This is a genomic window from Marinomonas colpomeniae (genome assembly GCF_014803385.1).
GTDB classification, from domain to species: Bacteria; Pseudomonadota; Gammaproteobacteria; order Pseudomonadales; family Marinomonadaceae; genus Marinomonas; species Marinomonas colpomeniae.
Window position 1 is genome coordinate 154,369 of the sequence record NZ_JACYFC010000005.1, and the last position, 23,643, is coordinate 178,011.

Sequence of the window (23,643 nt, forward strand, 5' to 3'; positions counted from 1 at the left end):
TGCTGCTTAAATGTGTGTCGCCTTTCTTTTCCAGAACAGCTCTATAAACCATAAACTCTCTTTTATCCGTTTCTCAAAACAAAAGAGGGTTTAGTACACATGATTATAGATTCCGTTAGCTTTGCTGGCGAAGCTTATACTTTTGAACCTTCCCGGCTGATGTTCTTGGTATTTCACCAAAATCGATTTCTTTTGGACATTTGTAGTTTGATAAACGAGATTTACAAAAGACGATGAGCTCTCGCTCTGTCACTTCATGACCTGGTTTTAGGTGAACTAAGGCTTTTACGAGTTCACCCCATTCTTCATCTGGCTTGCCATAACACACGGCTTCGTAAACGGCTGGATGTTCATAAAGAATATTTTCAACCTCTACGCTAATCACATTTTCTCCGCCTGTGATAATGACATCCTTAAATCGGTCTTTCACTTCGATATAGCCACCTGGGTGCATCACACCGCCGTCACCACTGTAAAACCAACCATTCTTAAAGGCTTTAGCCGTTTCTTCTGGCGACTTGTAATAGCCCTGAATCACGTCATTTCCACGCATGATAATTTCACCTACGGTTTCCCCATCTGCAGGTACGTCTTCATCATTTTCATTCACCACACGCACGTAACCCGCAGTGATATCAGGCACACCTTGACGCATTTTTAAGTTAATTCTTTCCACTTCAGATAAGCTGTCCCAAGCAGGCTGCCATTCACAAATTGTAAAAGGACCATAGGTCTCTGTCAGACCATACGCATGGTGAATCACGCCACCTCTTTTCTCCATGTCTAATAACATGCCTTTTGGTGGTGGTGCTGCAGCAACATCAATAATCAATTTATTAGGAAAAGAAGAGATCGAATTTTCATTCATATAGCGGCTTAATCGGTGAAAAACAATCGGGGCGCCAGCCATGTGCGTGACGTTATGTTGCTGAATAAGCGTTGATATCTCTTTAGCATCCGGCGTTGGCATACATACATTTGTTGCTCCAGTTGCGGTTGTTGTCCAAGTCCAACACCAACCATTGCAATGAAACATCGGCAATGTCCAAAGGTTAACCGAATAAGCATCTACCTTGTGTTCAATTACATTCGCCAAAACATGCAAATACACACTACGATGCGAGTAAATACAACCTTTTGGCATGCCCGTTGTACCGCTAGTGTAATCAATAGCAATCGGCGTATTTTCATCGTCTAAGTGTAAACGCTTATACTCATCACTAGCATGCTCTAGTAATGTTTCGTAATCCATACCTTCAATATTAGCTTTTGGTGCTTCCTGATAACTTATCACACCGTTGTTGATCAGTATGTAATGTTCGACATTAGGTAACTTTTCCTTATCAATACGATCAGCAACCCCCATATCAACCAAGAGTACTTTCGCCTCACTCAGGTTAACTATGGTGCTGACTTCATCGGCAGAAAGACGATAGTTGATTGCCACTATGGCAGCCCCCGTCATTGGGATACCGTAATGGGCCTCTAACATCGGGGAAAAATTTCTAGAGATAATAGCGACATGATCTCCATTACTAATACCAAGACCTTTAAGACCATTACTGAGACGGTTAACACGATTAAAAAAATCTGCCCATGTCCAGCTTTTATCTTTTTCTATCACAGCTATTTCATTGGGCATCACCTTAGCAGTACGTTCTAAAAAGCTAAGGGGAGTAAGAGGTTCGTAGCTAGCACTTGGCATCTTAGACATAGTAAAAATTTCCTTAGTTTCGCCTATTAAAATAGGTCTATTTATTCATTAAAAAATAATGAGCTAAGGCAATATGGTGTCAGGTTTGACAGGCTAAAAAATACACGATATTTTGACACAATATATCGATAAAGAGACAGATTCTTATGCATTACCAATACGATCAATGGCAAACATTAACGCCACCCGATATGGTGACACTACCTCGACCTGTTTATTTTCGTTCGAACACTATCCCAGAAAAAACACGCTACCCTACACACAAGCACGATTGGCATCAATTAATCTACGCTAGCAGTGGCATTTTAATTGTCGACTTTAACCAACAAAGCTTCATTATCACACCAGAACAAGCCATTCTGATTCCTGCTCATACAGAGCACTCAACAAGGTCCTATAGTGGCGCAGTATTTCGTAGTCTTTATATTGAAAGCAATATCAGCCTTCTTTCAAATCTAACAACAAAGTTATCAAAAATTATTTTGGTCTCGCCTTTATTGAGAGAACTGATAAACAAAGCCGCCAGCTTCGACACAAACTACCAAGAAACCAGCTACGAAAATCGTATTATTCAAATACTCTTAGAAGAAATGATACAGATGCCCGAAGCAGGGTTATTGTTGCCATGGCCACATAGCAAGAAGTTACAAATTATGTGTGAAGCATTACGCCAAGAACCAGCAGATAACAAAAATCTTGTACAGTGGGCACAACAGCTGGGGACTTCAAGCCGCACATTAACTCGGTATTTTGAAGCAGAAATGGGAATATCTCATAGGGAATGGCGACGCCGTTTAAAATTGATCAAGGCACTAGAATATTTTGCAGAGGGCGACAGCGTGACTCGAGTAAGTCTAAGGCTAGGCTATCGCTCTACATCCGCCTTTATTTATGTTTTTAAAGAAGAATATAAAACGTCACCCCTTCAATTTTTGAAAGAAAACGGAATACGTGTCTAAGAAAAAGCGATATGTTCAAGACAATGTTGAATTGAAGCTGAAATTTTAACGTATATAAGAGCTAAAATCTCATGCCTTCTTTAATTTTTTAGCAATGCTAACATGATTAAAAATCTATAGAACATCAAATTAAGCTTTTCTGCGTAGCTCAATTCTAAAGACAACACAATGTCTCTTTATCGATATATTCTGTCAATATAGTGTGTATTTTAATGATCTTAAAATTGAGATTATTAAGCTGCTTTTGTGACGAAATATTATAAAAGGTAGATGAAAGATGACTAAGAAACTTAAAACCGGCGTTGCCCAAATGGTTGCCAATGCTCGATCTGCCATCGAAGAAATCGATGCGAAAGACATGCTCGATATGATTGACAATGGCGCAGTGGTAATCGTAGATATTAGAGACATTCGTGAACGTCAACGAGGCTTCATTCCTAATAGTTTTCACTGCCCTCGTGGCATGGTTGAATTTTGGGTAGACCCTGAAAGCCCTTATTACAAAGAGATTTTTGGTGAAGATAAAAAATTCATTTTTCATTGCGCTTCAGGCTGGCGATCAGCATTAACAACACAAATATTACAAGAGATGGGCATGGATAATATTGCTCATATGAAAGACGGTTTCATGTCATGGAAAGACGCCGGTGGCACCATTGAATTTCCAGATAAGAGAAATTAAAAACACCGAATACGTGTTAATGAGTCAGAGTTAAGTAACACGTATTCAACATAATCATCCATAGTGAATAACTCAAACTAAAAAATAAATCTAAACAAAGCTATTAATAAAACTCTTCCCCTCATCCTTAGCACTTTAGTTACTTACCCCAACGAAAAATAGCGGTTACTTAAAGAAACCTTTTACTTATAACGTATCGAATAAAATTATCTTACTATAATAAAAAATCGTCCTTCTCTATAAAAAATAAAAACACTTGAATTCAAGTCAAAATACGAATTGAATCACAAAAATTAAGAATTGAGACTATGCCTGTAGATTTACAGAAATTGCATACCGCTATTTGGATTTATGACATTGACCATTCCTGTGTTGTGTGGGCCAACCAAGCTGCACTCAAACTATGGAATAGCCCTTCTCTTGATGAACTGGTCAATCGAGATATAAAAACAGGCCAATCCGTTGCTGTAAAAGAAAGTCTTCTACAATATCAGCAAGCCTTTAAAAAAGGTCAAGTTATCCAAGAAAACTGGTCTTACTCTCCGAAAGGGAAAAATATTGAAGCTTTTTGTCAATTCTCCGGTATAGAAACAGAAGATGGGAGAATGGCAATGTTAGTAGAAGCGACGACTAGTGAACTCAATTCACATATAAAGCTTGGCGCTACAACAATACTCTCAGTCCATTCAATGGAAGGCCAGTTTATAAGTGGTAACCCTCCTTTTATAAAAAGCTTTGGAGAGGAAGGTTTAAGCTTAAGTCAATTATTCTGTGATCCGGACACATTTATAGACCTAAAAGACTCTACTTTGGAAGGGCATCGTTTTGAGAAAGACGTGCTGATGAATACACCTAAAGGAGAAACCTGGTTTAGAGTTTTTGCCATTCACAATCATAACGAGCAAGAACAAAGCACACTTTTACTACATCACTACAATATTCATGAAAGAAAAACATTAGAACAAAACTTACGCCAGCAAGCTTGGTCAGACCCTTTAACAGGCTTATTAAACCGACGAGGATTGACTCATAAGCTAGAAAAAAATATAGAGAATGAGACGCCATTCTCTATATTTTATATTGATTTAGATGGTTTCAAAATGGTCAATGATTCTCTTGGACATAATTTAGGTGATGACGTTTTAATTGAAGTTTGCCAACGATTAAAACAAGCATGTCATCAAACAGATACACTTTGCCGTTTTGGCGGTGATGAATTCATTGTCGTGTCTTATCAAAATACATCGAGACCCAATAACGAAGAACGCTATCAAGTATTCCTAGATTGTCTTTCTGATACTTACCAGACGCTACAAGGTAAAAGACTATCTATTTCGGCCAGCATAGGGATCGCTCATTACCCTACAGATGGAATAGACATCCAACATATTATTACTTGCGCCGATGCAGCAATGTATCAAGCTAAAAAGCAAGGCAAAAAATGTTGGGTTGAGTATCAAAATGGAATGGAACTGAAATTAAAACGTATAAGCCATCTGTCTCAAAATCTAGCATTGGCAGATAAAAACGAAGAGTTTACGTTGCACTACCAGCCTATAGTTGATGTCTCAAGTGGGAGAATAGTCTCTTTTGAAGCACTATTACGCTGGAGTAATGAAGAACTTGGCGAAGTAGGTCCAGAAGAAGTTATTCGTATAGCAGAGGAAACAGGCCTCATTTATGAGCTAGAAGACTGGGTACTAGATAGGGCCATATGTGATTTAGTTAAATTAAAAGAGCTAGTTACACCTGATGTAACTATGGCGGTTAATTTATCTGGACTACACCTTTTAGACATAAATCTTGCTGAGCGTATATTACAGATATTAAGTAAAAACAGTTTAAAGCCTCATGATTTAACCATTGAGCTAACGGAAACGGTACTAGTATGTAATATAAACTCAGAAAGTAGCCCAACCAGAACACTTATCGAGAGCGGCATCAAAGTCAGCATAGATGATTTTGGCACAGGTTATTCATCTCTCGCTTATCTTCACACTATTCCAGCGTCAACGGTCAAGATTGACAAATCTTTTCTTGATAGCACAAAATACAATACAACCACGTTAGAATGTATTTATCGTTTAGTAACCACATTAAATATGGATTGCCTGATTGAAGGAATAGAAACACAACAACAAGCTGACTTGCTAAGATCTATTGGTTATAACCTTCAACAAGGTTATTTTCACGGTAAACCAAAGCCTATTGAGTACTATCACAAATCAAAAATCTAGGATACTTACGGATGGTTTATGCAGAACGCGGTGCGAACATTATAATTGCCATCCCTAAAAGCGCGACACCAGAGCCAACAATATCCCAAGTAGTTGGACGAATCCCATCGATTACCCATAACCACAGTATTGCGACAAATATATAAACCCCACCGTAGGCTGCATACACTCTTCCTGCAGCGGATGGCTGTAAAGTAAGTAGCCAAGCAAATACAATCAAACTTAAGCCAGCTGGTACTAATAACCAAATAGATTTGTCTTCACGCAGCCAAAGATAAGGCAAATAGCAGCCAAGTATTTCAGCGACCGCCGTAAGCATAAAAAGACCGACCACTTTTATTTCAGGCACGATTCATCTCCATCAAGGTTATCGAATAGCAAACTGAGCTATGCAATAGATTCTACATGATGGTGATCATAAAAAGAGGTTTATCTAGAAAGGAAAAAGCAAGTAGATCTAAATAAAAGACATGATTTTAAAATGAGGATTTTCAACACAAATTTCTAGCTTCCAAATCGAAGTCAGTACGACCAAACGATCAGAGCCTTCTATTTTCACCTTGATACACTCTTCGCCATTCGCATTTCGCTGAGTATCCATTGCTTTACACGCAAGTTCATCACCGGATTTGAGCGTCAGCTTAATCGGATAAAAGTACATGCATACGATTTCAATCGCGTCATATTGAGCACAACTAATCAATGATTCACCATATAAATTAAAGGTAGAAAAAACGCCTAAAAAACTAACGCGGTTTATATTGAGTAGGACAGTATCCTCTGCTTACATCAGGCGATCTAAGCATCAAGTGTTTGGTTTTACGACCATTAGTCCGCGCTCGCCATAATCTAAAACTACTGGATTTCAGGCTTTTGCGCATTAGTTTAATAACGGCTTGTTCATTCAAACCGAATTGCAACTCGATTGCTTCAAACGGCGTTCTGTCTTCCCACGCCATCTCTACGATTCTTGATTGTTCATGACTGTAAAATTGCATACTACCTCTCCAGTTTTGATCAACGCAGAAGTATTACGTACAGACTCTGATTTTAGATCAATCTAAATATTATGATGTAAAAACAGACCAACATAAGCTATCAAGTTCCTATTTTCAAAATCTCGATTTCAAATATTCAATATTTTAGGCTCAACTACAGGTTGACCATTATCATTAAAAAAAACTGATGGCTTGTGTAGACCTTTGATTTTCCAGTTTATTAAATTAAAAACAATTTTAGACATAACAAAAAATTGAGAAGCTTGTTGATCTGAATACACTGTTTTTCTAGCAAATTTGGTTTGAAGGTAACCTAGATTATCACTCAATTTAGCGTCTTTAATTGATGAATTATCTATAAAAGAATGAATCAGCCCAATAAAAGGAATACCTGCTGTCATTGTGTTACCAATTGGCGTATTACAACATTGAGCATACCAACGATACATGCCTTTTTTACTCAAACGCATACATGCAATTTGCTCATTACCTTCTGTGATTTTCACGTAAGACAAAGGAATTTGAAAGATTTCAGTTGCACCATAGCTGTCTAATACATTGCCTTCTTGTTCCAGAAATTTAGCAAAGGATTGGCAATCATTACAACAGCACATAATCCTTGTTCCTGTTTTTCCATTCATGTCCGAGGTTGTGCCGCGAACTGTGCCACATGAACAAGTCAATTGTAATTTAGCCATTTGATTAGCCTCTTACATTCAAATTAAAAGAAAACCAATAATACGTTATCCACATATCATTGGTTTTTTAGCAGTATGAATTATTTAGTAACAGCGGCCGAAGACAATGCCTTTAATACATTTGAGACCTTATCAATAACGGCATCACAACCTTGGATATTATGGCGCTCTTTAAGGTATTGCTGATTGTTATAAGAAAGCCATACCTGTTTATTCGCATCTTCGGAGATCAGTACTTTTTGAGGAAGATCGATAGCAACGTCTTGTGCACATGTCATAAGTGGCGTTCCAACTTTAGGATTACCAAAAATAATTACTTGAGTGGGTCTTAATTCTAAACCAACACTCTGAGCATTCTTCTGGTGGTCAATTCTAGCGAACACATTCAACCCTTTGCTCTTCGCAATCGACTCGAATCGGTCAGCAGTTTCTTGTACTGAGTATTGGCTTTCATATTTTAACAAACTTTCTGTCGCATTAAGAGAAAGAGACGTGCATAAAACTACTGCGCCAAGTGACATTAACTTAATCATAGAAGTACATCCTTTTTATTAGTAATAACAATTCAAGTAATATTAATTTCAAAGTCTTGAACTCAGATAACACCAACGCCACTAGCTTTGAAAGTAATATTGCCACGCATGCACATTCATTCCTTTTTTATTTTTATACGTTTTCTGCGAAATACGTCATAATTTTGTATTGGATTATACTTTTAAAAAAAGCATAGCATTCACAAAAAAACACTAGTTTTTTGGATTTAATTAAGCCCACATAGCAAGAGATTTGATATATAGAATCCAACCTGAAAGGGCGAATGTCGCCATTGAAAAGAAACCGTTTTTCCACGAACCAAAACGGGCATGGCCATAAATAACCATTGCAGAAATAGCACACAAAATCCAAACACCGACAATCCCAGCATAGTTTGGAAGCCATAATGCAATCGCGCCAAATAGCTCAGCGGCTCCAATAAAAGTAACCATATTTTGGCTTAATCCGAATTTACTGAAAAAATCCAGCTGTGTGTTATATCTTTCTTTTGGCCAACCAAAAATTTTTATGCTGCCAGAAGCGATAAAAAACAATGTTAGCTCTAAGATCAAAATGACTAAAATAAGTGTATTCATTTTTTATTATTCCAATATTTATTCTTTGTATTGAAGCCTTTTAAATTTGTAAAAAACCTAAAATTAACGCTATAACCAGCACCTAGTTTTATTACTAGGTTCATCATAAGCAATAGAAAACACCACTTACAACTAATATAAGAGTTTTTCTTGATCGATGTGGATCTACCCTTAGTTTAGATTGATAGAAATTGAACATAGCAGCAAGAATAATACATGCCTCAACACCAAAAATTAAAAAACTAAATAAAAAGTGCATATGACACCATCAGCAATGATAAATACAACGGGGGAATGGGATTTTAAGCTTGAAGAATTTAGGCGGATTGAAACCTGACAAACCAATTTTTTATTTAAATTAGCTTCTATTTTCTCTGTATTTTTTGATGGCTAAGATTGATTAGCAGTAGGTCTATGATTCTTCTTACGTTTTTTGAACAAAGATATCACTCGATGACTAACCAGACTAAAAAAGGATGTAAAAGGCTGAGTATATTGTCCCCAAGGCCCTAAATGGTCGATAGTTTGCCCTGTTCCAAAACAAATAGTTTGATCATCGCTTCCAGCAAACCAAGAACCAAATATTCGATCCCAAACTGCCAACATCACACCAAAATTACGATCATAATGATGTAGTGCATTAGAGTGATGGATTTGATGTTGAGCAGGAGAAATCAACCATTTTTCGATTTTTTCACCATAACTCAGAACAACCCCAGAATGACGCAAATTGGCTCCCAACGCGTTAAATAAAAAGGTCGTGACGAGCACACCAAACACTTGAACTAAGCTGACTTGATAAGGAAAAAAGACTAGAAATACACTAATAACAACACTTTGAACCAACAACGAACGAAAGAAAAACAATAAACCTTCTACTGGATGAGTACGAAAAACGGTAAAGGGGGTCAGTACTGTTGCGCTGTGATGCACTTGATGAAACGCCCATAAGAAAGGGCTTTTATGCATGCACCAGTGAACAAAGAAACGAGAGAAATCATCTGCGAGAAAATAACAAAGAGTGAAGATAGCTACGACGAGCATATCTGGCCAACCTAAAGCCAAGTTCGATAAACCCTGCTCTTGCCAGAAAAAAAACAACCAACTTATCCATACAGTTTGTGTCAGTGTTTTAGGGATAATAACAGAGAGTAATAATCGATTAATCAACCATAAAACATAATCCGTTCGGGACGAAGAATGCCACCAAATGCGCCATGAAAAGTAAGTACGTAATCTATTTAAACCTGTATTTCCATATCGCCACCACAATAATACAAAAGCTACGATAGATGCAGAAATAAGATACACAAACGAAACTCGTTTGCTTAAGTCAAACAAGGAAGAGCCGGCATTAGCCAGCTCTTCCAATAACCAAAATGCAAAGGCGTCAAACATTGCCTAAAAATACTTAGTTAATCATTTTCAGCACTGTTACCTGCTTTATTGATTTGATCAAGTACTGCACTCATACCTGCTGTGCGATCATTCAATTTTGCTTTTAAGCCGAATGATTTATCAAGTAGGTTCTGCGTTTTAATCATATTCAATTTGTATTCTTGCATTGCGATTGAATCGCCTTGAATAAATCCACCTTTACCATCTACCGCCAACACTTGAGTATTGCCAAATAAAATCGGACTAAAGCCAATAAGTCGATCTAAACCTGCTTGAGCATTTCCTAAATCACGACCTGCAGCTTCAAGTGCAAGAGCGAATCCTTTTAGTTCGCCCCAATGTTTCACATAACTACTGTAGGCTTTAGCTACTTCACCATGCGCTTCTTCAATCACAGCAATTTTTTCCAAATCGGCATAAACACTACCAGCGTATTTATAAGCGGCTTCAGCAATCACTTGCTGCCACGCCGTCGCAATTGTTTTAGCGTAAGCTTTTAGTTCAGCATGCTGAGCCTTGGTAAGCTCTTTTCCTTTGGCGTCGGCAATTAACTGACGACCATCAACAAAGGCTTGCATAATAGTATGGAAATAATTCGTACCAGCGCTAGAATCAATGCTTGCTGCGTAATAAGCATGAGCAAAGGCCATTTCAGATTTCAGATCAATCACACCATCGCCATTCGCATCCGCTTTAGAAAACACCGCAGAATCTAGTTTGGTTAACTGAACAACTTCTTTCGCCGTTAAAGACAGACCGTTTGCTGGCGCGCCAAAGTAACCAAAAGCTTCATCCCAAACATGTTCTTTACCAGTATACACAGTGCCTTTTTTATATGGCTTATTGTTTGGATACTGGCCAACTTCTAATTTTTCATCAAGATAGTGATTTACAGCACGGTTATAAAACACAGCACCCATAGAAAATTTAGAGATAAGCTGAACATAGTTATAACCGTTTACTGGGTCATAACCTTCTTTAGTTTTCCCAGCAAGTTCAACAAGTTGTTCTAACAACTCTTGCCCTGTTGGGTTACCTGGCCAACCCGTAATTACGCCGTCATAAGCACTAGATAGTAAATCCTTACCTTTAGAAAGTTCATCAATTTTAGTTTGTTTAACAGGGAAACCATCTTTTGATACTGGGTCAAGAATGCTCAGACCTGACTCTTTACTTGAGAAGTAAGCAGACATCAAATCAGCATCGCCTTTGCCCGCTGCTTTTTTCAAAGAGTTATGCAAGACATGGCGGGCAATCTGGCCACCATAAGAAACAGAAGAGGAAGCGTCGCCTTGATAACCCTTTAAGGTGACATCAAAAGCGTAGTCCTGTGCTGCTATAGCATTGACAGAAAACGCGACACACAAACTAAGAATGGTTTTTTTCACTGTTATTTTTCCTATTTTTCAATCAACAAAATGATTATTTTGTGCCTGTACAAACACAAAGAATGAAAGAAAAATACCATTAACAATAATGATTATCAACAATAATTTAAATCTTATTTACATAAATTTACTTAGAGATAGAATACCCATCACCTTTTGATGAGGAGATATCGACAACAATCCCCTGACCACCAAAACCATGTAAATTGCATTTCGCTCGCACGGTTACTTTGGTCACATTAGCTGGAATTTTCACATCACATAAACGGCGAGTAAAAGGCTGCTCGTTATCATGAGGATGAAACAGAGTCCTTTCACCTAATACATCACCTTGTTGATTAACTACTTGCCAGGCATCCGCATAATGCTGCCAACCCTCATCGTTATGGCGAACTTGTGTGTCGAAACACCAACTCCCATTTAAACTCTGTGATGCCTTTACGTAGGTTACTTGAGCGTAATCTAATGACTCAGAGAAATTGCCTGTACTATAAGCCATTGAAGAAAATAAGAACGTCATTAACCAATATTTCATCATAGTTACCTTCCGTCTAACCATTAAATTAAGAATATCTCATAGATATAAGACAACCCAAAACAAAGTAAATTATGTACTTTCTCTTACTTTCTAACTGATAACCAATAACTCTTTCTTTGCTCTAATTAGATAAAAACCATTCATTTAGGCATAAAAAAGCACATCTAAAATATCACTTCTAGATGTGCTCTTCTGTTTATTTATTTTGGCTTATCATTTTACTACAAAATAATTAATATCTTGTTTTAACTTACCTGACAGCTGCTCAAGCGAAACAGCCTCTTCAGAGTTACTCTTCAATGAAAGGCTGCTTTCTTTCGCCATATTAGCTACTTCTTCAACGCTTTTTGTAATTTCCTCTACGGTGGACACTTGCTTAGAAGTCGCCTGTACAACTTCCAAAACTTTTTCTAATGAGTCATTTGCTTGTGTTTGGATGTCATTCAATAATTGATTAGCTTCATTTGTTAACAACAAACCATTTTCAACTTGAGGAACCGTTGCTTCCATCGCTTTCACAGATGCTCGCGTATCCTCTTGAACCTGTTGAATCATTTTTTCAATATCACCTGTCGCTTCACCGGTTCGCTTAGCAAGCTGCCTTACTTCGTCTGCAACCACTGCAAAACCTCGACCATATTCACCTGCTCGGGCTGCTTCAATCGCAGCGTTCAACGCAAGCAAATTAGTTTGATCAGAGATACTATAAATAACATTAACAATATCACCAATCTCACTGGTTCGTTCTTGCAATACATTAACTTGATCAACCGTTGTCCTAACTGTCGTCGAAATTCTTTCTATTTCACTCGCAACCTTCTGCACCGCAACTCGACCTTTAAGGGAAAGCTCCGCTGTTATTTTCGAATTATTTTCTGTTTGATGTACTGTATCTGCTACAGAGTTAATACTGTGACTCATTTCGGCCAAGCTATTCACTGCCGAGCGTGTATAGGTAACTTGAGCTTCTGCAGCCACCAAAGCTTGCTGAGAGCCTGAAGCAACAATAGAAGACCGTTGTGACAATTCATCAGACGAACTGATAATACTATTTACTATTCTCTCAAGCTTCGCCTGCATAATCTGTACAGAGGACATCATGCTATTTTCACAACAAGAATTAACTTTACCAGTCAAATCCCCTTGAGCAATTTTAGCAATGACTTTTGCTGCTTCCTGTGGCTCACCACCAACAGCATTGCGGATTCTTATACTAATAAAGTAAGCAAGAGTAATACCGATTATAATGGCGATACTTGTCAATGCGATCATCCAACCTGCAAAAGTACTGGCAACTTCACGCACTTCAATGGTTGCAGCCTGATTACGAGTCTCTTCTAAATCAATAAACTGATTGATTGTCGCAAGCCATTCTATAAACGCAGGCTTAGCATCATTCAACAATACAAGCGTTGCAGCCTCTAAATTATTAGACGCTCGATCTTTAATGATTTGCTCAATCAATGGCAAGGTTTTCTGCTCAATGTTTTTGATTTTATTGTAGATAGTCATTTCTTCAGAGGACATTGATATTTTGGCTGGGGTAAGCAATTGAGCAGAGTCTTGATAAAACTTATCAAGTACTCTAATTTCTTTTACCGTGTCATTAAGCTCCTGCTGATTACGAGAAAAAACCACGTCTCTAATCGCGATCGCTCGATCATGAACACTGCCACGAAAATTAATGGCATAGCGTTGTTTTACAGAATTCACATCGTTTATTTGTGTAATTGAGTTATCAATGAAGTTAACTCGTTGAATACCGATACCTGTTAAAATCAGCATCATCAATAATATGCTGCCAAATCCTATCGCCAAACGCAGGTTAATTGTCATAATTTATAATCCATAGGTATTTTAAGTCTAAAAAAATGATTGTGAATAGTACATGCGATGATAACTAATACAACAACACTCTTAATTAGTCTTAGTTTATGCGCTATTCAAAGAACGTAGAGCTACTTCTTGTATGCTTTAGTAAATATAGTCACTAGCTCTTCTTCATTAGAATTTTTTTTGTAAAACGTTCTTTTCTTATGATTCTTTAAATTTTTGAAAAAGAGTGCTTACATGCTTACTGAAAACTGATCTCAATACACTTCATGTAATAACATATTCCAACGGTGTACATACATCCTAATGGTTCGCTAAAGCATTAGAAAAAAAACAGATCGATACAAGACCTCTTATTTAAAATAAGCTTCTTATGATGGAGAGAGTTTCTGGCAAAAAACTTGTAATAGACTTCAATTTTTACAAGTAAGCACGCTGGTTTAAAGGACAAATAATTACTCTAAATCAAATGCAAACTGCGCCCTTATAGGACAATTATAAAAAAGCCGCTCAATATGAGCGACTAAGTTTCTATTACAGCCTCTTTGCGACAATCCCTTTTAACTAGAGTTTTTTCAATACTGAAGTCAAGGCAGCCATTTCCTCATCTGTACCAATCGTGATGCGAAGGTGATTGCCAATTCTTGGTTTTTTACCAAAATAACGAACCAATATGCCCTTCTCTTTCAATGCGAGATAAATAGCTTCTGCATCTTTTTCTGGATGAGTAACAAATATAAAGTTAGTCGCAGACGGAACAATATGAAAACCAAGTGCTTCAAGATCTTTAATAGATTGTTCACGAGTCGTTATAGTTTTCTCGCAAATTTCTTGCAAGTAAGTTTCGTCTTCCACTGCCGCTGTTGCGCCAGCCAGCGCAATACGATCGATTGGATAAGAGTTGAAAGAGTTCTTCAAACGCTCTAAACCTTCAATCAATTCAGAGTTACCTAATGCGTAACCTACGCGAATTCCAGCCAAAGCACGAGATTTAGACAAGGTCTGAACAACCAATAAATTTGGATATTGGTTCACTAAAGACGCTGCACTTTGTGCACCAAAGTCTACATAAGCTTCATCCACCAGCACGACAACATCTGGGTTGGCTTTTAAAATGTACTCGATGTCCGTCAAAGGCAGAGCTTTGCCTGTTGGCGCATTTGGGTTCGTCACAACAACACCAGACACGTCTAAGTTCTGGTAATCTGCTGGAACAATGTCAAAGTTATCGTTCAGCGGAATCAATTTTGGCTCGATACCATACAAACCTGCGTACACTTTATAAAAACTGTAGGTAATGTCTGCAAAAGCCAATGGTTTCCCATCCGCGAAATACCCCATAAATGCCAACGCCAAAACCTCATCTGAACCATTACCAACGAAAACCTGATTCGCATTCAATGAGTAATTTTTAGCTAAGGCGTTTTTTAACGTGGCACAATTTGGGTCTGGGTAAAGACGTAAGCTCTCGCTCACTTCTGCTGCCATAGCCGACAAGGCTTTTGGCGACGGTGCGTAGGGACTTTCGTTAGTATTTAGTTTTATGTACTTTTTATCTTGTGGTTGCTCGCCCGGCACATAAGGGTCAAGAGAGGCAATTTTATCTGTCCAAAAACGACTCATGGAATGCTCCGTTACTTTTCATAAAATAAGGCCTCAGAAGAGGCCTTATTGATTCAATCACATACAGTGAACTGGCCTAGGTTTAATCCTGGGGCTTCATATGTGGGAACAATAAAACATCGCGGATTGATGGCGCATCAGTGAATAACATCACCAAGCGATCAATACCAATACCTTCACCTGCAGTCGGTGGCAAACCGTATTCCAAAGCATTGATGTAGTCCGCATCGTAATGCATCGCTTCATCATCACCGGCATCTTTTTCAGCCACTTGAAGTTTGAAACGCTCTGCTTGGTCTTCTGGATCATTTAACTCCGAGAAGCCGTTCGCAATTTCACGTCCACCCACGAAGAATTCAAAACGATCTGTGATGAAATCATCATGGTCATTACGACGAGCCAATGGCGATACTTCCGCTGGGTATTCTGTAATGAAAGTTGGCTGATCTAGTTTGCTTTCAGCTGTTTCTTCGAAAATCTCAGTCCAAAGCTTACCTAAACCCCAAATCGGTTTTACATCAATTTTTAGACTCTTCGCGACAGCGGTTGCACTTTCTATTGTTTCCAAATCTTTCGCAGTCAATTCTGGGTTGTAGTGCAAGATAGACTCAAGCATGGTCATGCGAACAAATGGCGCACCAAAGTCATATTCAGAACCTTGGTAAGTTACGGTCGTTGTACCTAACACTTTCTCTGCAACATCACGCAACATGGCTTCTGTCAGATCCATTAGATCTTTGTAGTCAGCGTACGCTTGGTAAAACTCAATCATGGTGAATTCTGGATTATGACGAGTTGATGTCCCTTCGTTACGGAAGTTACGGTTGATTTCAAACACACGTTCAAAACCACCCACAACCAAACGCTTCAAGTAAAGCTCAGGTGCAATACGCAAATACATGCTCATGTCCATCGCATTATGATGTGTAACGAAAGGTCGCGCTGTTGCACCACCTGGAATTGTTTGTAGCATTGGCGTTTCCACTTCCATAAAACGACGGTCTTCTAAGAAGCGACGAATAGTAGAAATGATTTTTGAACGCATTTGAAACGTATCACGAGATTCTTCGTTTACAATCAAATCCACATAACGTTGACGGTAACGCATTTCCATATCAGATAAACCATGATGTTTATCTGGTAACGGACGCAATGCTTTCGTTAATAGTTTTGCTTCTTGCATGTCGACATACAAATCGCCTTTGCCTGATTTATGAACAGGGCCAGTAATACCAATAATGTCACCTAAGTCCCATGTTTTTTGCTCAGCAAGCAACTCAGGAGACAAGGTTTTACGGTTTACATAAGCCTGAATTTGCCCTGTCATGTCTTGTAATAACATGAAAGACCCACGGTTACGCACGATACGACCCGCGATACTGACTTTATGATCTTTTTCTACCAATTCTGGCTTTTCAAATTCACCAAACTCAGCCTGTAAATCTGCTGCATAAGCGTTTGGGCGAAAGTCATTCGGATACGCATTACGCTCTTCACGAATGGCAGCCAATTTTGCACGACGCTCCGCAACTAAGCGGTTATCGTCTAATTGTGTTGATTCTGTATTATTTTCGTTAGCCATGATTTTGCTATTACTCTTTAATATTAAATAATTTAATAATTTTTAAAAATAAGAACGCGCGTTATAAGCCCTGTTTTAAACTTGCAACGATAAACTGATCTAGGTTGCCATCAAGAACAGCACCCGTGTTAGAGCTTTCCACTCCAGTACGCAAATCTTTAATACGTGATGCATCCAATACATAAGAACGAATTTGACTGCCCCAACCAATATCGGATTTATTATCTTCTACAGCTTGTGCCGCTTCATTACGCTTCATCATTTCAAATTCATATAACTTAGCGCGCAGCTGCTTCATCGCAAAATCACGGTTAGCATGTTGAGAACGCTGATTTTGACATTGCACCACTATATTGGTTGGCACATGGGTAATACGTACCGCAGAGTCTGTGGTGTTTACGTGCTGTCCACCAGCTCCAGAAGAACGATATGTATCAGTGCGAATATCCGCAGGATTAATTTCAATCTCAACATTGTCATCGACTTCAGGCGAAACAAATACAGACGCGAAAGACGTATGACGACGACTACCTGAGTCAAACGGTGACTTACGAACTAAGCGGTGCACACCCGTTTCAGTTCGTAACCAGCCAAAAGCATATTCACCCTCAAAGCGAATTGTCGCAGATTTAATACCTGCAACATCACCAGCAGAAACTTCCATAAGCTCAACTTTAAAGCCTTTGTCTTCGCCCCAACGTAAGTACATACGCAAAATCATGCTAGCCCAATCTTGCGCTTCTGTACCGCCAGAACCAGACTGTATGTCTAGGAAAGCGCTACTCTCATCCATATCTTTGGAAAACATACGGCGGAATTCTAGCTTAGCTAACGACTCATCTAATTCATCTAACTCAAGCTGAACCGCTTCTACTGAATCCTCATCGTTTTCTTCTACGGCAAGGTCTAACAGCTCTTTGGAATCATTTACACCTAACTCCAAACTGTCTAATGTCTCAACAATGGCTTCTAATGAAGACCGTTCTTTGCCAAGTTTTTGTGCGTAATCTGCATCGTTCCAAATTTCTGGATCTTCTAATTCGCGGTTAACTTCTTCTAGTCGCTCTTTCTTTGAATCGTAGTCAAAGATACCCCCGAAGGGTTAAAGCTCGTTCAGAAAGGTCTTTGATCTTTGAAACTATCGGGTTTATTTCCATATTGGCGTCAATTTGCTATAAACAGTGTGAATTAAAGTTATTACGAATTGTAACGAATTTACTCGCAGCATAAAATGCCATTCGCTACTCAATGATGGAAAAATAGACCATTTTTGTGAGCTTTGCTATCAAATGGAGTTTATATGGATAAGCCAACCGTGTCAGTCACCATACTGGGACAGAGTTATAAGATAAATTGCCCTAAAGGACATGAAGAAGATTTAAAAGAAGCCGCTGATTATTTAAATGAACAAATGAATGACATCAAAGCCAGCGGTAAAAATGCAGGCTCTGAAAAAATTGCAGTCCTAGCGGCATTGAATATTACTCACGATATGCTTTCGAATCGAAAATACGCACGTTCTAACGAACAACAGCTGCGAGAACTGACGTCACAGCTTGATGCAGCTTTAACACATGAAACTAAGTTGGTTAACGAATAACCACCCATGGTTTATTCTTTGACCTACTTTTTTGATTGCAAGCGTAGAACACGAATTTTCTTCATACAGGGTCAAAAACGAATAAGTCTATTAAGTGATTTCCAGAATAAATTACTCTATACTTTAGTTTGTTTCCTGGGTTGTTCGAAGCGGCTTAACGCCCTTGAGCCTATGAGTAATACCCCGGAGAGAGCCTGTTGGTTTGGTGTGCATGTCCGTGCGTCGGAAAGCCTAAAAAGCCACAGTTCTTTCCACCTTGAACCACTGGGTTCAAGGCCAATAGCCGACACGGCAACTTGGGAAACTCTTTTATGACCTCTCATCTCGACCCTAGACAAACACTACGTCGTCAGTTGCGTCAAACTAGACGAAACTTATCTTCTGATGAACAAGTTAATGGGGCACAAAATCTATTACCTTGTTTCGCTCAATACCTTAATGATTTACAAACTCAGAACCTAGATAAGCGTATACAGCACCCCAGAAAAATCGCCTTATACCTTTCTAATGATGGTGAAATTTCCCCCCATGTATTATGCGAACATTTTTGGCAACAGAATATTGAAACCTACCTTCCTGTCATTCAAGGAAAAGAACTCGTCTTTGCTCTGTATTCTAAAGATACCATATGGCAAGACAATCAATTCGGTATCAAGGAGCCCGTCACAAGTAGTATTTTATCAGGCAATGAACTAGATATTATTTTTTTACCTTTAGTTGGGTTTGATGTTAAAGGTGGACGTCTTGGAATGGGTGGGGGTTTTTATGATAGAACCTTTGAAGGCAAAAGGGCGGATCAAGCGCCTTTACTAGTAGGGCTTGCTCATGACTGCCAACAAGTAAAGTCACTACCGATTGAAGGTTGGGATGTCCCTTTGCAAGCCTTTATAACTCCAACGCAGGTCATTAGAGTATAAAAAGGTTCAGTTGGTACCTAGTTAGAAAACAAGACTATAGCCAACTGACAAAAATGCACCTGAATTGCCATCATCATTTTCTGCGGCATAAGCAAGATCAACATCTAAACGTCGAAAAAAGGTTGTTCCTACTGTTAGATAACTCAACTCTGTACCAACCATATTTTTACGAATACCAACACGAAAGCCAGGAACTAAAAGGTAATCACTGAACACAGATAAAGACACAACAGACCATTGATACTCATCCCCAAGAGGGTCTTTTATAGCATTAAGGTCATAGGATCCCGCCAGAGAAAAATTTTGATCTTTACTTTTAATGGCTCCATCTATGGTTATTTGAGACCTCATTTTATATTCTTCATTGAGTGAAATAACGCCTGCATCGGCAAAACTTACCGCAGCATTACAACTACTCAAATCAGCCCCACTCAAACCACTGCAATTACCTAGTGCGTCGTAATCAAAGGTAGGTTCATTCACATTCGCCATGGAAATACCTAGCTGATAATCCCGAGCAACCAAAATTGCCCCTATATCTAATGAAATACCTGACGAAACAGAACTACGACTCGAAAAGAAATCGCCGTAAGAAACACTAGAGTCATCGTCTTCTGTTATTACTGTCAGCTTTTGCCCTAACGCAAGCTGATGGAAGTTTATGCGTCCACCAAGAATCAATGCATTAGTCTCTGTTCTAGATACCATTTCACTGTAACCAAAACTAAAGCGATAATCTGATGCTCTCTTAATATAAACCGATGTCTCGGTTTCAACGTCTGCTGAGCTTATGTCTGCACTTGTAAGGTCCGAAACTGTAGAAACATTTTCTATGTCATCTAATCCTGTATAGGTAAGGTTATCCGCCAATACATTCACACGACCAACCAATGAAGCACCAGCATCAAAGGTAAAAACACCACGACGTCTGGTTTTATAAATTATCGGTAAAAAAGGCGCTTGAGTTGTCACTGCAACCTTTGCATACAGTGTATTGCTAATATCAGTAACAATGCCGTCAACATCGCTTAATACCGCATCAAAATCTGTTAATAACGTTTCTGCGGCATCGACAGCATCAGCGTCACTAAAAGACGAAGAATTAGATTGAGCATTTTGCAAGGTCGTCTCAAAATTTTCCAAAAAGCTTGCATCCAATGCCTCAGTAAGATCATCAATTTTATCATTAATACCATTAACACCACCGCCTTCCAAAGCGATACCCACTGGCCCCAAAAATCCTGTCCGAAAACCTTCGAGATTAGCCATAAGATAAGAAGACGCTGGATTACCAGACGCTGTAGATAAAGCATGACGATTACCATAGCCACCCAAGACAATGCTAGAGCCAATGGGTTGATAGGGGTACATAGATGCCATAGCAAAAGAGCTAAATACACCAAAAAATATAATGATTAAATACTTTCTCATAATCTACTTATACCAAAAAAAACCATTCATTCGGTTACATTATCCGCAAAGGCGATAGAAACAAAAAAAGTCGAGAACTATGCGCGTTATCGACTTTTTATCGTTGCCTTACTTTTCTTTAGAAAGCGGTATCATAACCTAAAGAAACATAGAAACTACGAGGGGATGAACTACCTTCATCGTCTTCTACTGTATCCAATGAAACGGCTAAATCCAAATTTAAACGCTTAAACAAAGTCACTCCCCCAGAAACATAGCTAAGTTCTGACCCTGCTAAGTTCTGACGGAAGCCGGCTCGAATACCTGGTAAGAAATGTGAGTCACCGTAATAAGACAAAGAAACGGCAGCCCATTGGTATTCATCGCCAACCGCATCTTCTACAGAGTTAGCATCATACGTCATACCCAACATGACTTGCTTATTAGACAATGCGACAGCTAAATCAATTGTTGCTTGCATTTCCATTGTGTAAGAGTCTGTTGAACCAATACCGTAATTATTTGATGCCGTGTTCGCAACAATAGTGGCAGAATCAAAGTCTGGTTCATTGATATTGGCAAGCGTTAAGCCAGCTTGATAATGCTCAGCTACCCAAATCGCCCCTAAATCCAAACCAATACCAGTACTGCTAACAGAATTATCAGATAATCCATCAGAAATAGCATCATCTACATCTGTTGAGTCATCTAGCTTTGCCAATGCGCGTTCTGATGAAATTCGGTGTAGGTTCGCTTTAACCCCACCAACTAATACACCTTGTGAATTCTTTAGGATTGCTTGGCTATATCCAAAACCAATATTCAAATCTGTTGCTGTTTGTGCATAAAGAGAAGTTTCAGTATTCAAGCTTGCGTCAACTTCATCTGCTAATAGACTTCCTTTAGCAATAGCAGAGATACTCGCATCCAACATGAAAGCACCACTATTTTTAGTTTTATAAATAATAGGCATCAGTGGAATTTGTAAACTAATGGATGTTTTTATATACGCAGTATTGCCAATTTCATCTAGAATAGCGTTAGCCTTTGCTTGATCAGTAGCACCAGACCCATTATCGAGTATATCTTCCAAATCTTCTATTTGATCATCTAAATCACTTACATCACCCATTTCAGCACTAATACTTAACGGACCTAAAATACCAAAACGAAAGCTGTCATTGTCTTGTTCATTAACCATTAAAAAAGGCGCTGCTGGGTTATTCAAAGAAGTAGCTAATGCTCTCTGATTTGGTGCACTACTTAAGGTAAAACTCGATCCAATAGGTTGATTCACAGGCATCGCAGCCATAACAGCAGTACTTAATAAACTAGTAGAAATAACCAACAACTTTTTCATAACCCAATCCTTATGCGAATAAATCAAACAGTAAAGTATTGTAATAAATTAGCATAAAACTGACATTTTTGAACACTTTACTTACACTTAACGCACAAAAAAAGCAGTGATTCAATAGAGTACCACTGCTTTTAATTGTATTTAAGTAGAACTAAGTAGTGCCGATTAAAATTGGCTTAAGGTAATTTTTTTCGTAATTTTTCTAGATCTTCTGGTGTGTCAACACCATGAGTAGGCAAACCATCAGCTAACGCAACTTGCACTTTAATACCTTGATGTAAGAACCTTAATTGCTCTAATTTCTCCCAACGCTCTAATGGTGACATGGGTAAGTCTGCGTATTTTGCCAATAAGCTTGCTCGATATACATACAAACCAATATGACGCAGCGCTGGAAAATCGGCAGGTAGCTTGCCACCTTCTCGATCAATATTGATAAAACCATCACGATCCCAAGGCATTGGCGCACGACTAAAATAAAGCGCCCTTTGCATTTCGTCACAAACCACTTTAACAACATTGGGATTAAAAAAGTCCGTGACATCGTCAATCACACAAGCCACCGTTGCCATTTCAGCTTCTTTATCTCGATGCAATGCGGCAACACAAGAATGAATCAAAGCAACAGGTAAAAAAGGTTCATCACCTTGTACATTCACAATAATTTCGTCTGCCTTCCAACCCATTTTATCTGCGACTTCAGCAAGACGCTCTGTGCCATTTTCATGGTCATCACGAGTCATTACCACAGAAGCACCAAAGTCCAATGCAGCTTGATAGATAACATCATGATCAGTTGCTACTGTAACGGATTTCGCGCCAGCTTTGAGCGACAGTTCATAAACCCATTGCAGTACAGGTTTGCCACCTAAATCGGCCATCAGTTTTTGAGGAAAACGTTGCGATGCATAACGAGCAGGAACCACGATGTGAAATTCAGGAAGGTTATCCATGCTTACAGAGCCCTTCATTGTACCTAAAGAGTCAGCCATTATTTTTCAAACTCCGGTTTTTGCGCCAATTCGTAAGCTTCTTCCAATGACATTCGCGATGCTAGCACCATATCAGCCACTTCCCTTGCAACACCTTCACCCGCTGATTTATTAAGCACAATAGGACAATGACGTTGCAATAAAATATGTGCATCGGCAGGACACAATGCCACACCCACTTTTGGCATCACCTGGAGATCAATGACATCATCACCAACATAAGCGGCTTCGTTAGGCTCAACCCCAAGGCGAGATATTAAATCATCAAATGCTTCGGCCTTGTTGTGACAGCCAGGATAAAAGTGCTCAACATTAAGATCTTTCATTCTCAGCCTTAAAGGCGCTGAATCTTTCGCTGTAATGACGGCAATCTGAATCCCCCACTTAGGAAGCAACTTCATTGCTACGCCATCTTTCACATTGAAACATTTGATACTCTCGCCTTGCTCGGTATAAAGTAAACGACCATCAGTAAGAACGCCATCAACATCAAAAACAACAAGCTTGAGCGACTGCAACGTAGACATCAATGATTTGTCATTCAGCAACGCTGGATAAGAAGAAAGAAAAACCGAATCCATTAC

Annotated in this window: 23 protein-coding genes and 1 other RNA gene; 6 read left to right on the forward strand and 18 right to left on the reverse strand. The window is 38.9% G+C overall.

All coding sequences use genetic code 11. The features are described from left to right. Positions 1 to 115: 115 nt before the first annotated feature. On the reverse strand, positions 116 to 1,714 hold the full coding sequence (locus tag IF202_RS14990; RefSeq protein WP_206705517.1) for an AMP-binding protein: 1,599 nt from the start codon (positions 1,712 to 1,714) through the stop codon (positions 116 to 118). A gap of 146 nt (positions 1,715 to 1,860) precedes the next feature. Between IF202_RS14990 and IF202_RS14995 the strand changes: the two genes are divergently transcribed. From IF202_RS14995 to IF202_RS15005, 3 genes are all read left to right on the forward strand, one after another. Then, positions 1,861 to 2,673 carry an AraC family transcriptional regulator gene (locus IF202_RS14995; protein WP_191595724.1) on the forward strand — a complete coding sequence of 271 codons (813 nt, stop codon included), beginning with the start codon at positions 1,861 to 1,863 and terminating at the stop codon, positions 2,671 to 2,673. A gap of 277 nt (positions 2,674 to 2,950) precedes the next feature. Continuing rightward, positions 2,951 to 3,355 carry a rhodanese-like domain-containing protein gene (locus IF202_RS15000; RefSeq protein ID WP_191595725.1) on the forward strand — a complete coding sequence of 135 codons (405 nt, stop codon included), beginning with the start codon at positions 2,951 to 2,953 and terminating at the stop codon, positions 3,353 to 3,355. A gap of 308 nt (positions 3,356 to 3,663) precedes the next feature. Beyond that, the gene (locus IF202_RS15005) at positions 3,664 to 5,592 is read left to right on the forward strand and encodes a putative bifunctional diguanylate cyclase/phosphodiesterase (protein ID WP_191595726.1); all 1,929 of its coding nucleotides are present in this window, start codon (positions 3,664 to 3,666) and stop codon (positions 5,590 to 5,592) included. Positions 5,593 to 5,608: 16 nt separating this feature from the next. Here the strand turns inward: IF202_RS15005 and IF202_RS15010 are convergent, their stop codons facing one another. The 13 genes from IF202_RS15010 to prfB all read right to left on the reverse strand — a co-directional run bounded on the left by IF202_RS15010 (position 5,609) and on the right by prfB (position 17,937). Continuing rightward, positions 5,609 to 5,941 carry a YnfA family protein gene (locus IF202_RS15010; RefSeq protein WP_191595727.1) on the reverse strand — a complete coding sequence of 111 codons (333 nt, stop codon included), beginning with the start codon at positions 5,939 to 5,941 and terminating at the stop codon, positions 5,609 to 5,611. 108 nt (positions 5,942 to 6,049) lie between these two features. Then, on the reverse strand, positions 6,050 to 6,295 hold the full coding sequence (locus tag IF202_RS15015) for a Rho-binding antiterminator (protein WP_191595728.1): 246 nt from the start codon (positions 6,293 to 6,295) through the stop codon (positions 6,050 to 6,052). A 43-nt stretch (positions 6,296 to 6,338) separates the two neighbouring features. Continuing rightward, entirely contained in the window at positions 6,339 to 6,590 is a 252-nt protein-coding gene (locus IF202_RS15020; RefSeq protein ID WP_191595729.1) for a TIGR03643 family protein, read from the reverse strand. 128 nt (positions 6,591 to 6,718) lie between these two features. Beyond that, positions 6,719 to 7,288 (reverse strand): DUF6151 family protein, encoded by a 570-nt coding sequence (locus IF202_RS15025; protein ID WP_191595730.1) that lies wholly within the window; start codon positions 7,286 to 7,288, stop codon positions 6,719 to 6,721. A gap of 80 nt (positions 7,289 to 7,368) precedes the next feature. Next, complete coding sequence (locus tag IF202_RS15030; protein WP_191595731.1) at positions 7,369 to 7,821, reverse strand: DUF302 domain-containing protein; 453 nt, start codon at positions 7,819 to 7,821, stop codon at positions 7,369 to 7,371. Positions 7,822 to 8,052: 231 nt separating this feature from the next. Then, a complete protein-coding gene (locus IF202_RS15035; RefSeq protein ID WP_191595732.1) occupies positions 8,053 to 8,418 on the reverse strand; it encodes a DoxX family protein in 366 nt (121 codons plus the stop codon). A gap of 390 nt (positions 8,419 to 8,808) precedes the next feature. After that, complete coding sequence (locus IF202_RS15040; protein WP_191595733.1) at positions 8,809 to 9,816, reverse strand: sterol desaturase family protein; 1,008 nt, start codon at positions 9,814 to 9,816, stop codon at positions 8,809 to 8,811. 17 nt (positions 9,817 to 9,833) lie between these two features. Beyond that, on the reverse strand, positions 9,834 to 11,204 hold the full coding sequence (locus IF202_RS15045; RefSeq protein ID WP_191595734.1) for a DUF4856 domain-containing protein: 1,371 nt from the start codon (positions 11,202 to 11,204) through the stop codon (positions 9,834 to 9,836). Between the two features lie 127 nt (positions 11,205 to 11,331). Beyond that, a complete protein-coding gene (locus IF202_RS15050) occupies positions 11,332 to 11,742 on the reverse strand; it encodes a hypothetical protein (RefSeq protein ID WP_206705518.1) in 411 nt (136 codons plus the stop codon). Positions 11,743 to 11,955: 213 nt separating this feature from the next. Then, positions 11,956 to 13,578, reverse strand: a complete 1,623-nt coding sequence (locus tag IF202_RS15055; protein ID WP_191595735.1) for a methyl-accepting chemotaxis protein — start codon at positions 13,576 to 13,578, stop codon at positions 11,956 to 11,958. A 561-nt stretch (positions 13,579 to 14,139) separates the two neighbouring features. Then, complete coding sequence (gene hisC / locus IF202_RS15060; RefSeq protein WP_191595736.1) at positions 14,140 to 15,198, reverse strand: histidinol-phosphate transaminase; 1,059 nt, start codon at positions 15,196 to 15,198, stop codon at positions 14,140 to 14,142. A gap of 82 nt (positions 15,199 to 15,280) precedes the next feature. Then, positions 15,281 to 16,780, reverse strand: coding sequence for a lysine--tRNA ligase (gene lysS, locus IF202_RS15065; RefSeq protein WP_191595737.1), 1,500 nt, complete (start codon positions 16,778 to 16,780; stop codon positions 15,281 to 15,283). Between the two features lie 61 nt (positions 16,781 to 16,841). Beyond that, positions 16,842 to 17,937, reverse strand: a protein-coding gene (gene prfB, locus IF202_RS15070) for a peptide chain release factor 2 (protein ID WP_191595738.1) whose coding sequence is annotated in 2 segments (ribosomal slippage) — positions 16,842 to 17,864 and positions 17,866 to 17,937 — 1,095 coding nt in all. Because the reading frame shifts where the segments join, the coding sequence is not laid out codon by codon here. Positions 17,938 to 18,080: 143 nt separating this feature from the next. On the opposite strand from prfB, the gene IF202_RS15075 reads away from it, so the two are divergent. The 3 genes from IF202_RS15075 to IF202_RS15085 all read left to right on the forward strand — a co-directional run bounded on the left by IF202_RS15075 (position 18,081) and on the right by IF202_RS15085 (position 19,297). Beyond that, a complete protein-coding gene (locus IF202_RS15075; RefSeq protein ID WP_191595739.1) occupies positions 18,081 to 18,380 on the forward strand; it encodes a cell division protein ZapA in 300 nt (99 codons plus the stop codon). 129 nt (positions 18,381 to 18,509) lie between these two features. Beyond that, a non-coding RNA gene (gene ssrS, locus IF202_RS15080) (6S RNA) lies at positions 18,510 to 18,687 on the forward strand. A gap of 4 nt (positions 18,688 to 18,691) precedes the next feature. Continuing rightward, positions 18,692 to 19,297, forward strand: a complete 606-nt coding sequence (locus tag IF202_RS15085; RefSeq protein WP_191595740.1) for a 5-formyltetrahydrofolate cyclo-ligase — start codon at positions 18,692 to 18,694, stop codon at positions 19,295 to 19,297. 21 nt (positions 19,298 to 19,318) lie between these two features. On the opposite strand, the gene traF (IF202_RS15090) is transcribed toward IF202_RS15085, so the two are convergent. The 4 genes from traF (IF202_RS15090) to IF202_RS15105 form a co-directional block, all read right to left on the reverse strand. Beyond that, entirely contained in the window at positions 19,319 to 20,728 is a 1,410-nt protein-coding gene (gene traF / locus IF202_RS15090) for a conjugal transfer protein TraF (RefSeq protein ID WP_191595741.1), read from the reverse strand. A 118-nt stretch (positions 20,729 to 20,846) separates the two neighbouring features. Beyond that, entirely contained in the window at positions 20,847 to 22,067 is a 1,221-nt protein-coding gene (traF, locus tag IF202_RS15095; RefSeq protein ID WP_191595742.1) for a conjugal transfer protein TraF, read from the reverse strand. A 176-nt stretch (positions 22,068 to 22,243) separates the two neighbouring features. Next, a complete protein-coding gene (kdsB, locus tag IF202_RS15100; protein ID WP_235963569.1) occupies positions 22,244 to 23,059 on the reverse strand; it encodes a 3-deoxy-manno-octulosonate cytidylyltransferase in 816 nt (271 codons plus the stop codon). Beyond that, positions 23,059 to 23,640 carry a KdsC family phosphatase gene (locus tag IF202_RS15105; protein WP_191595743.1) on the reverse strand — a complete coding sequence of 194 codons (582 nt, stop codon included), beginning with the start codon at positions 23,638 to 23,640 and terminating at the stop codon, positions 23,059 to 23,061. Before IF202_RS15105 ends, kdsB begins: the two co-directional genes overlap by 1 nt. Positions 23,641 to 23,643: the final 3 nt, after the last annotated feature.

Excerpts from the sequence above, each read along its gene's own strand:
- IF202_RS15105 (WP_191595743.1), bottom strand. The coding sequence starts at position 23,640 with ATGGATTCGGTTTTTCTTTCTTCTTATCCAGCGTTGCTGAATGACAAA.
- IF202_RS15020 (WP_191595729.1), bottom strand. The coding sequence starts at position 6,590 with ATGCAATTTTACAGTCATGAACAATCAAGAATCGTAGAGATGGCGTGG.
- IF202_RS15005 (WP_191595726.1), top strand. The coding sequence starts at position 3,664 with ATGCCTGTAGATTTACAGAAATTGCATACCGCTATTTGGATTTATGAC.
- traF (WP_191595741.1), bottom strand. The coding sequence starts at position 20,728 with ATGAGAAAGTATTTAATCATTATATTTTTTGGTGTATTTAGCTCTTTT.
- IF202_RS15075 (WP_191595739.1), top strand. The coding sequence starts at position 18,081 with ATGGATAAGCCAACCGTGTCAGTCACCATACTGGGACAGAGTTATAAG.
- IF202_RS15030 (WP_191595731.1), bottom strand. The coding sequence starts at position 7,821 with ATGATTAAGTTAATGTCACTTGGCGCAGTAGTTTTATGCACGTCTCTT.
- IF202_RS15000 (WP_191595725.1), top strand. The coding sequence starts at position 2,951 with ATGACTAAGAAACTTAAAACCGGCGTTGCCCAAATGGTTGCCAATGCT.
- IF202_RS15085 (WP_191595740.1), top strand. The coding sequence starts at position 18,692 with ATGACCTCTCATCTCGACCCTAGACAAACACTACGTCGTCAGTTGCGT.
- IF202_RS15035 (WP_191595732.1), bottom strand. The coding sequence starts at position 8,418 with ATGAATACACTTATTTTAGTCATTTTGATCTTAGAGCTAACATTGTTT.
- traF (WP_191595742.1), bottom strand. The coding sequence starts at position 22,067 with ATGAAAAAGTTGTTGGTTATTTCTACTAGTTTATTAAGTACTGCTGTT.
- IF202_RS15055 (WP_191595735.1), bottom strand. The coding sequence starts at position 13,578 with ATGACAATTAACCTGCGTTTGGCGATAGGATTTGGCAGCATATTATTG.
- IF202_RS14990 (WP_206705517.1), bottom strand. The coding sequence starts at position 1,714 with ATGTCTAAGATGCCAAGTGCTAGCTACGAACCTCTTACTCCCCTTAGC.
- kdsB (WP_235963569.1), bottom strand. The coding sequence starts at position 23,059 with ATGGCTGACTCTTTAGGTACAATGAAGGGCTCTGTAAGCATGGATAAC.
- IF202_RS15050 (WP_206705518.1), bottom strand. The coding sequence starts at position 11,742 with ATGATGAAATATTGGTTAATGACGTTCTTATTTTCTTCAATGGCTTAT.
- hisC (WP_191595736.1), bottom strand. The coding sequence starts at position 15,198 with ATGAGTCGTTTTTGGACAGATAAAATTGCCTCTCTTGACCCTTATGTG.
- IF202_RS14995 (WP_191595724.1), top strand. The coding sequence starts at position 1,861 with ATGCATTACCAATACGATCAATGGCAAACATTAACGCCACCCGATATG.
- IF202_RS15040 (WP_191595733.1), bottom strand. The coding sequence starts at position 9,816 with ATGTTTGACGCCTTTGCATTTTGGTTATTGGAAGAGCTGGCTAATGCC.
- lysS (WP_191595737.1), bottom strand. The coding sequence starts at position 16,780 with ATGGCTAACGAAAATAATACAGAATCAACACAATTAGACGATAACCGC.
- IF202_RS15025 (WP_191595730.1), bottom strand. The coding sequence starts at position 7,288 with ATGGCTAAATTACAATTGACTTGTTCATGTGGCACAGTTCGCGGCACA.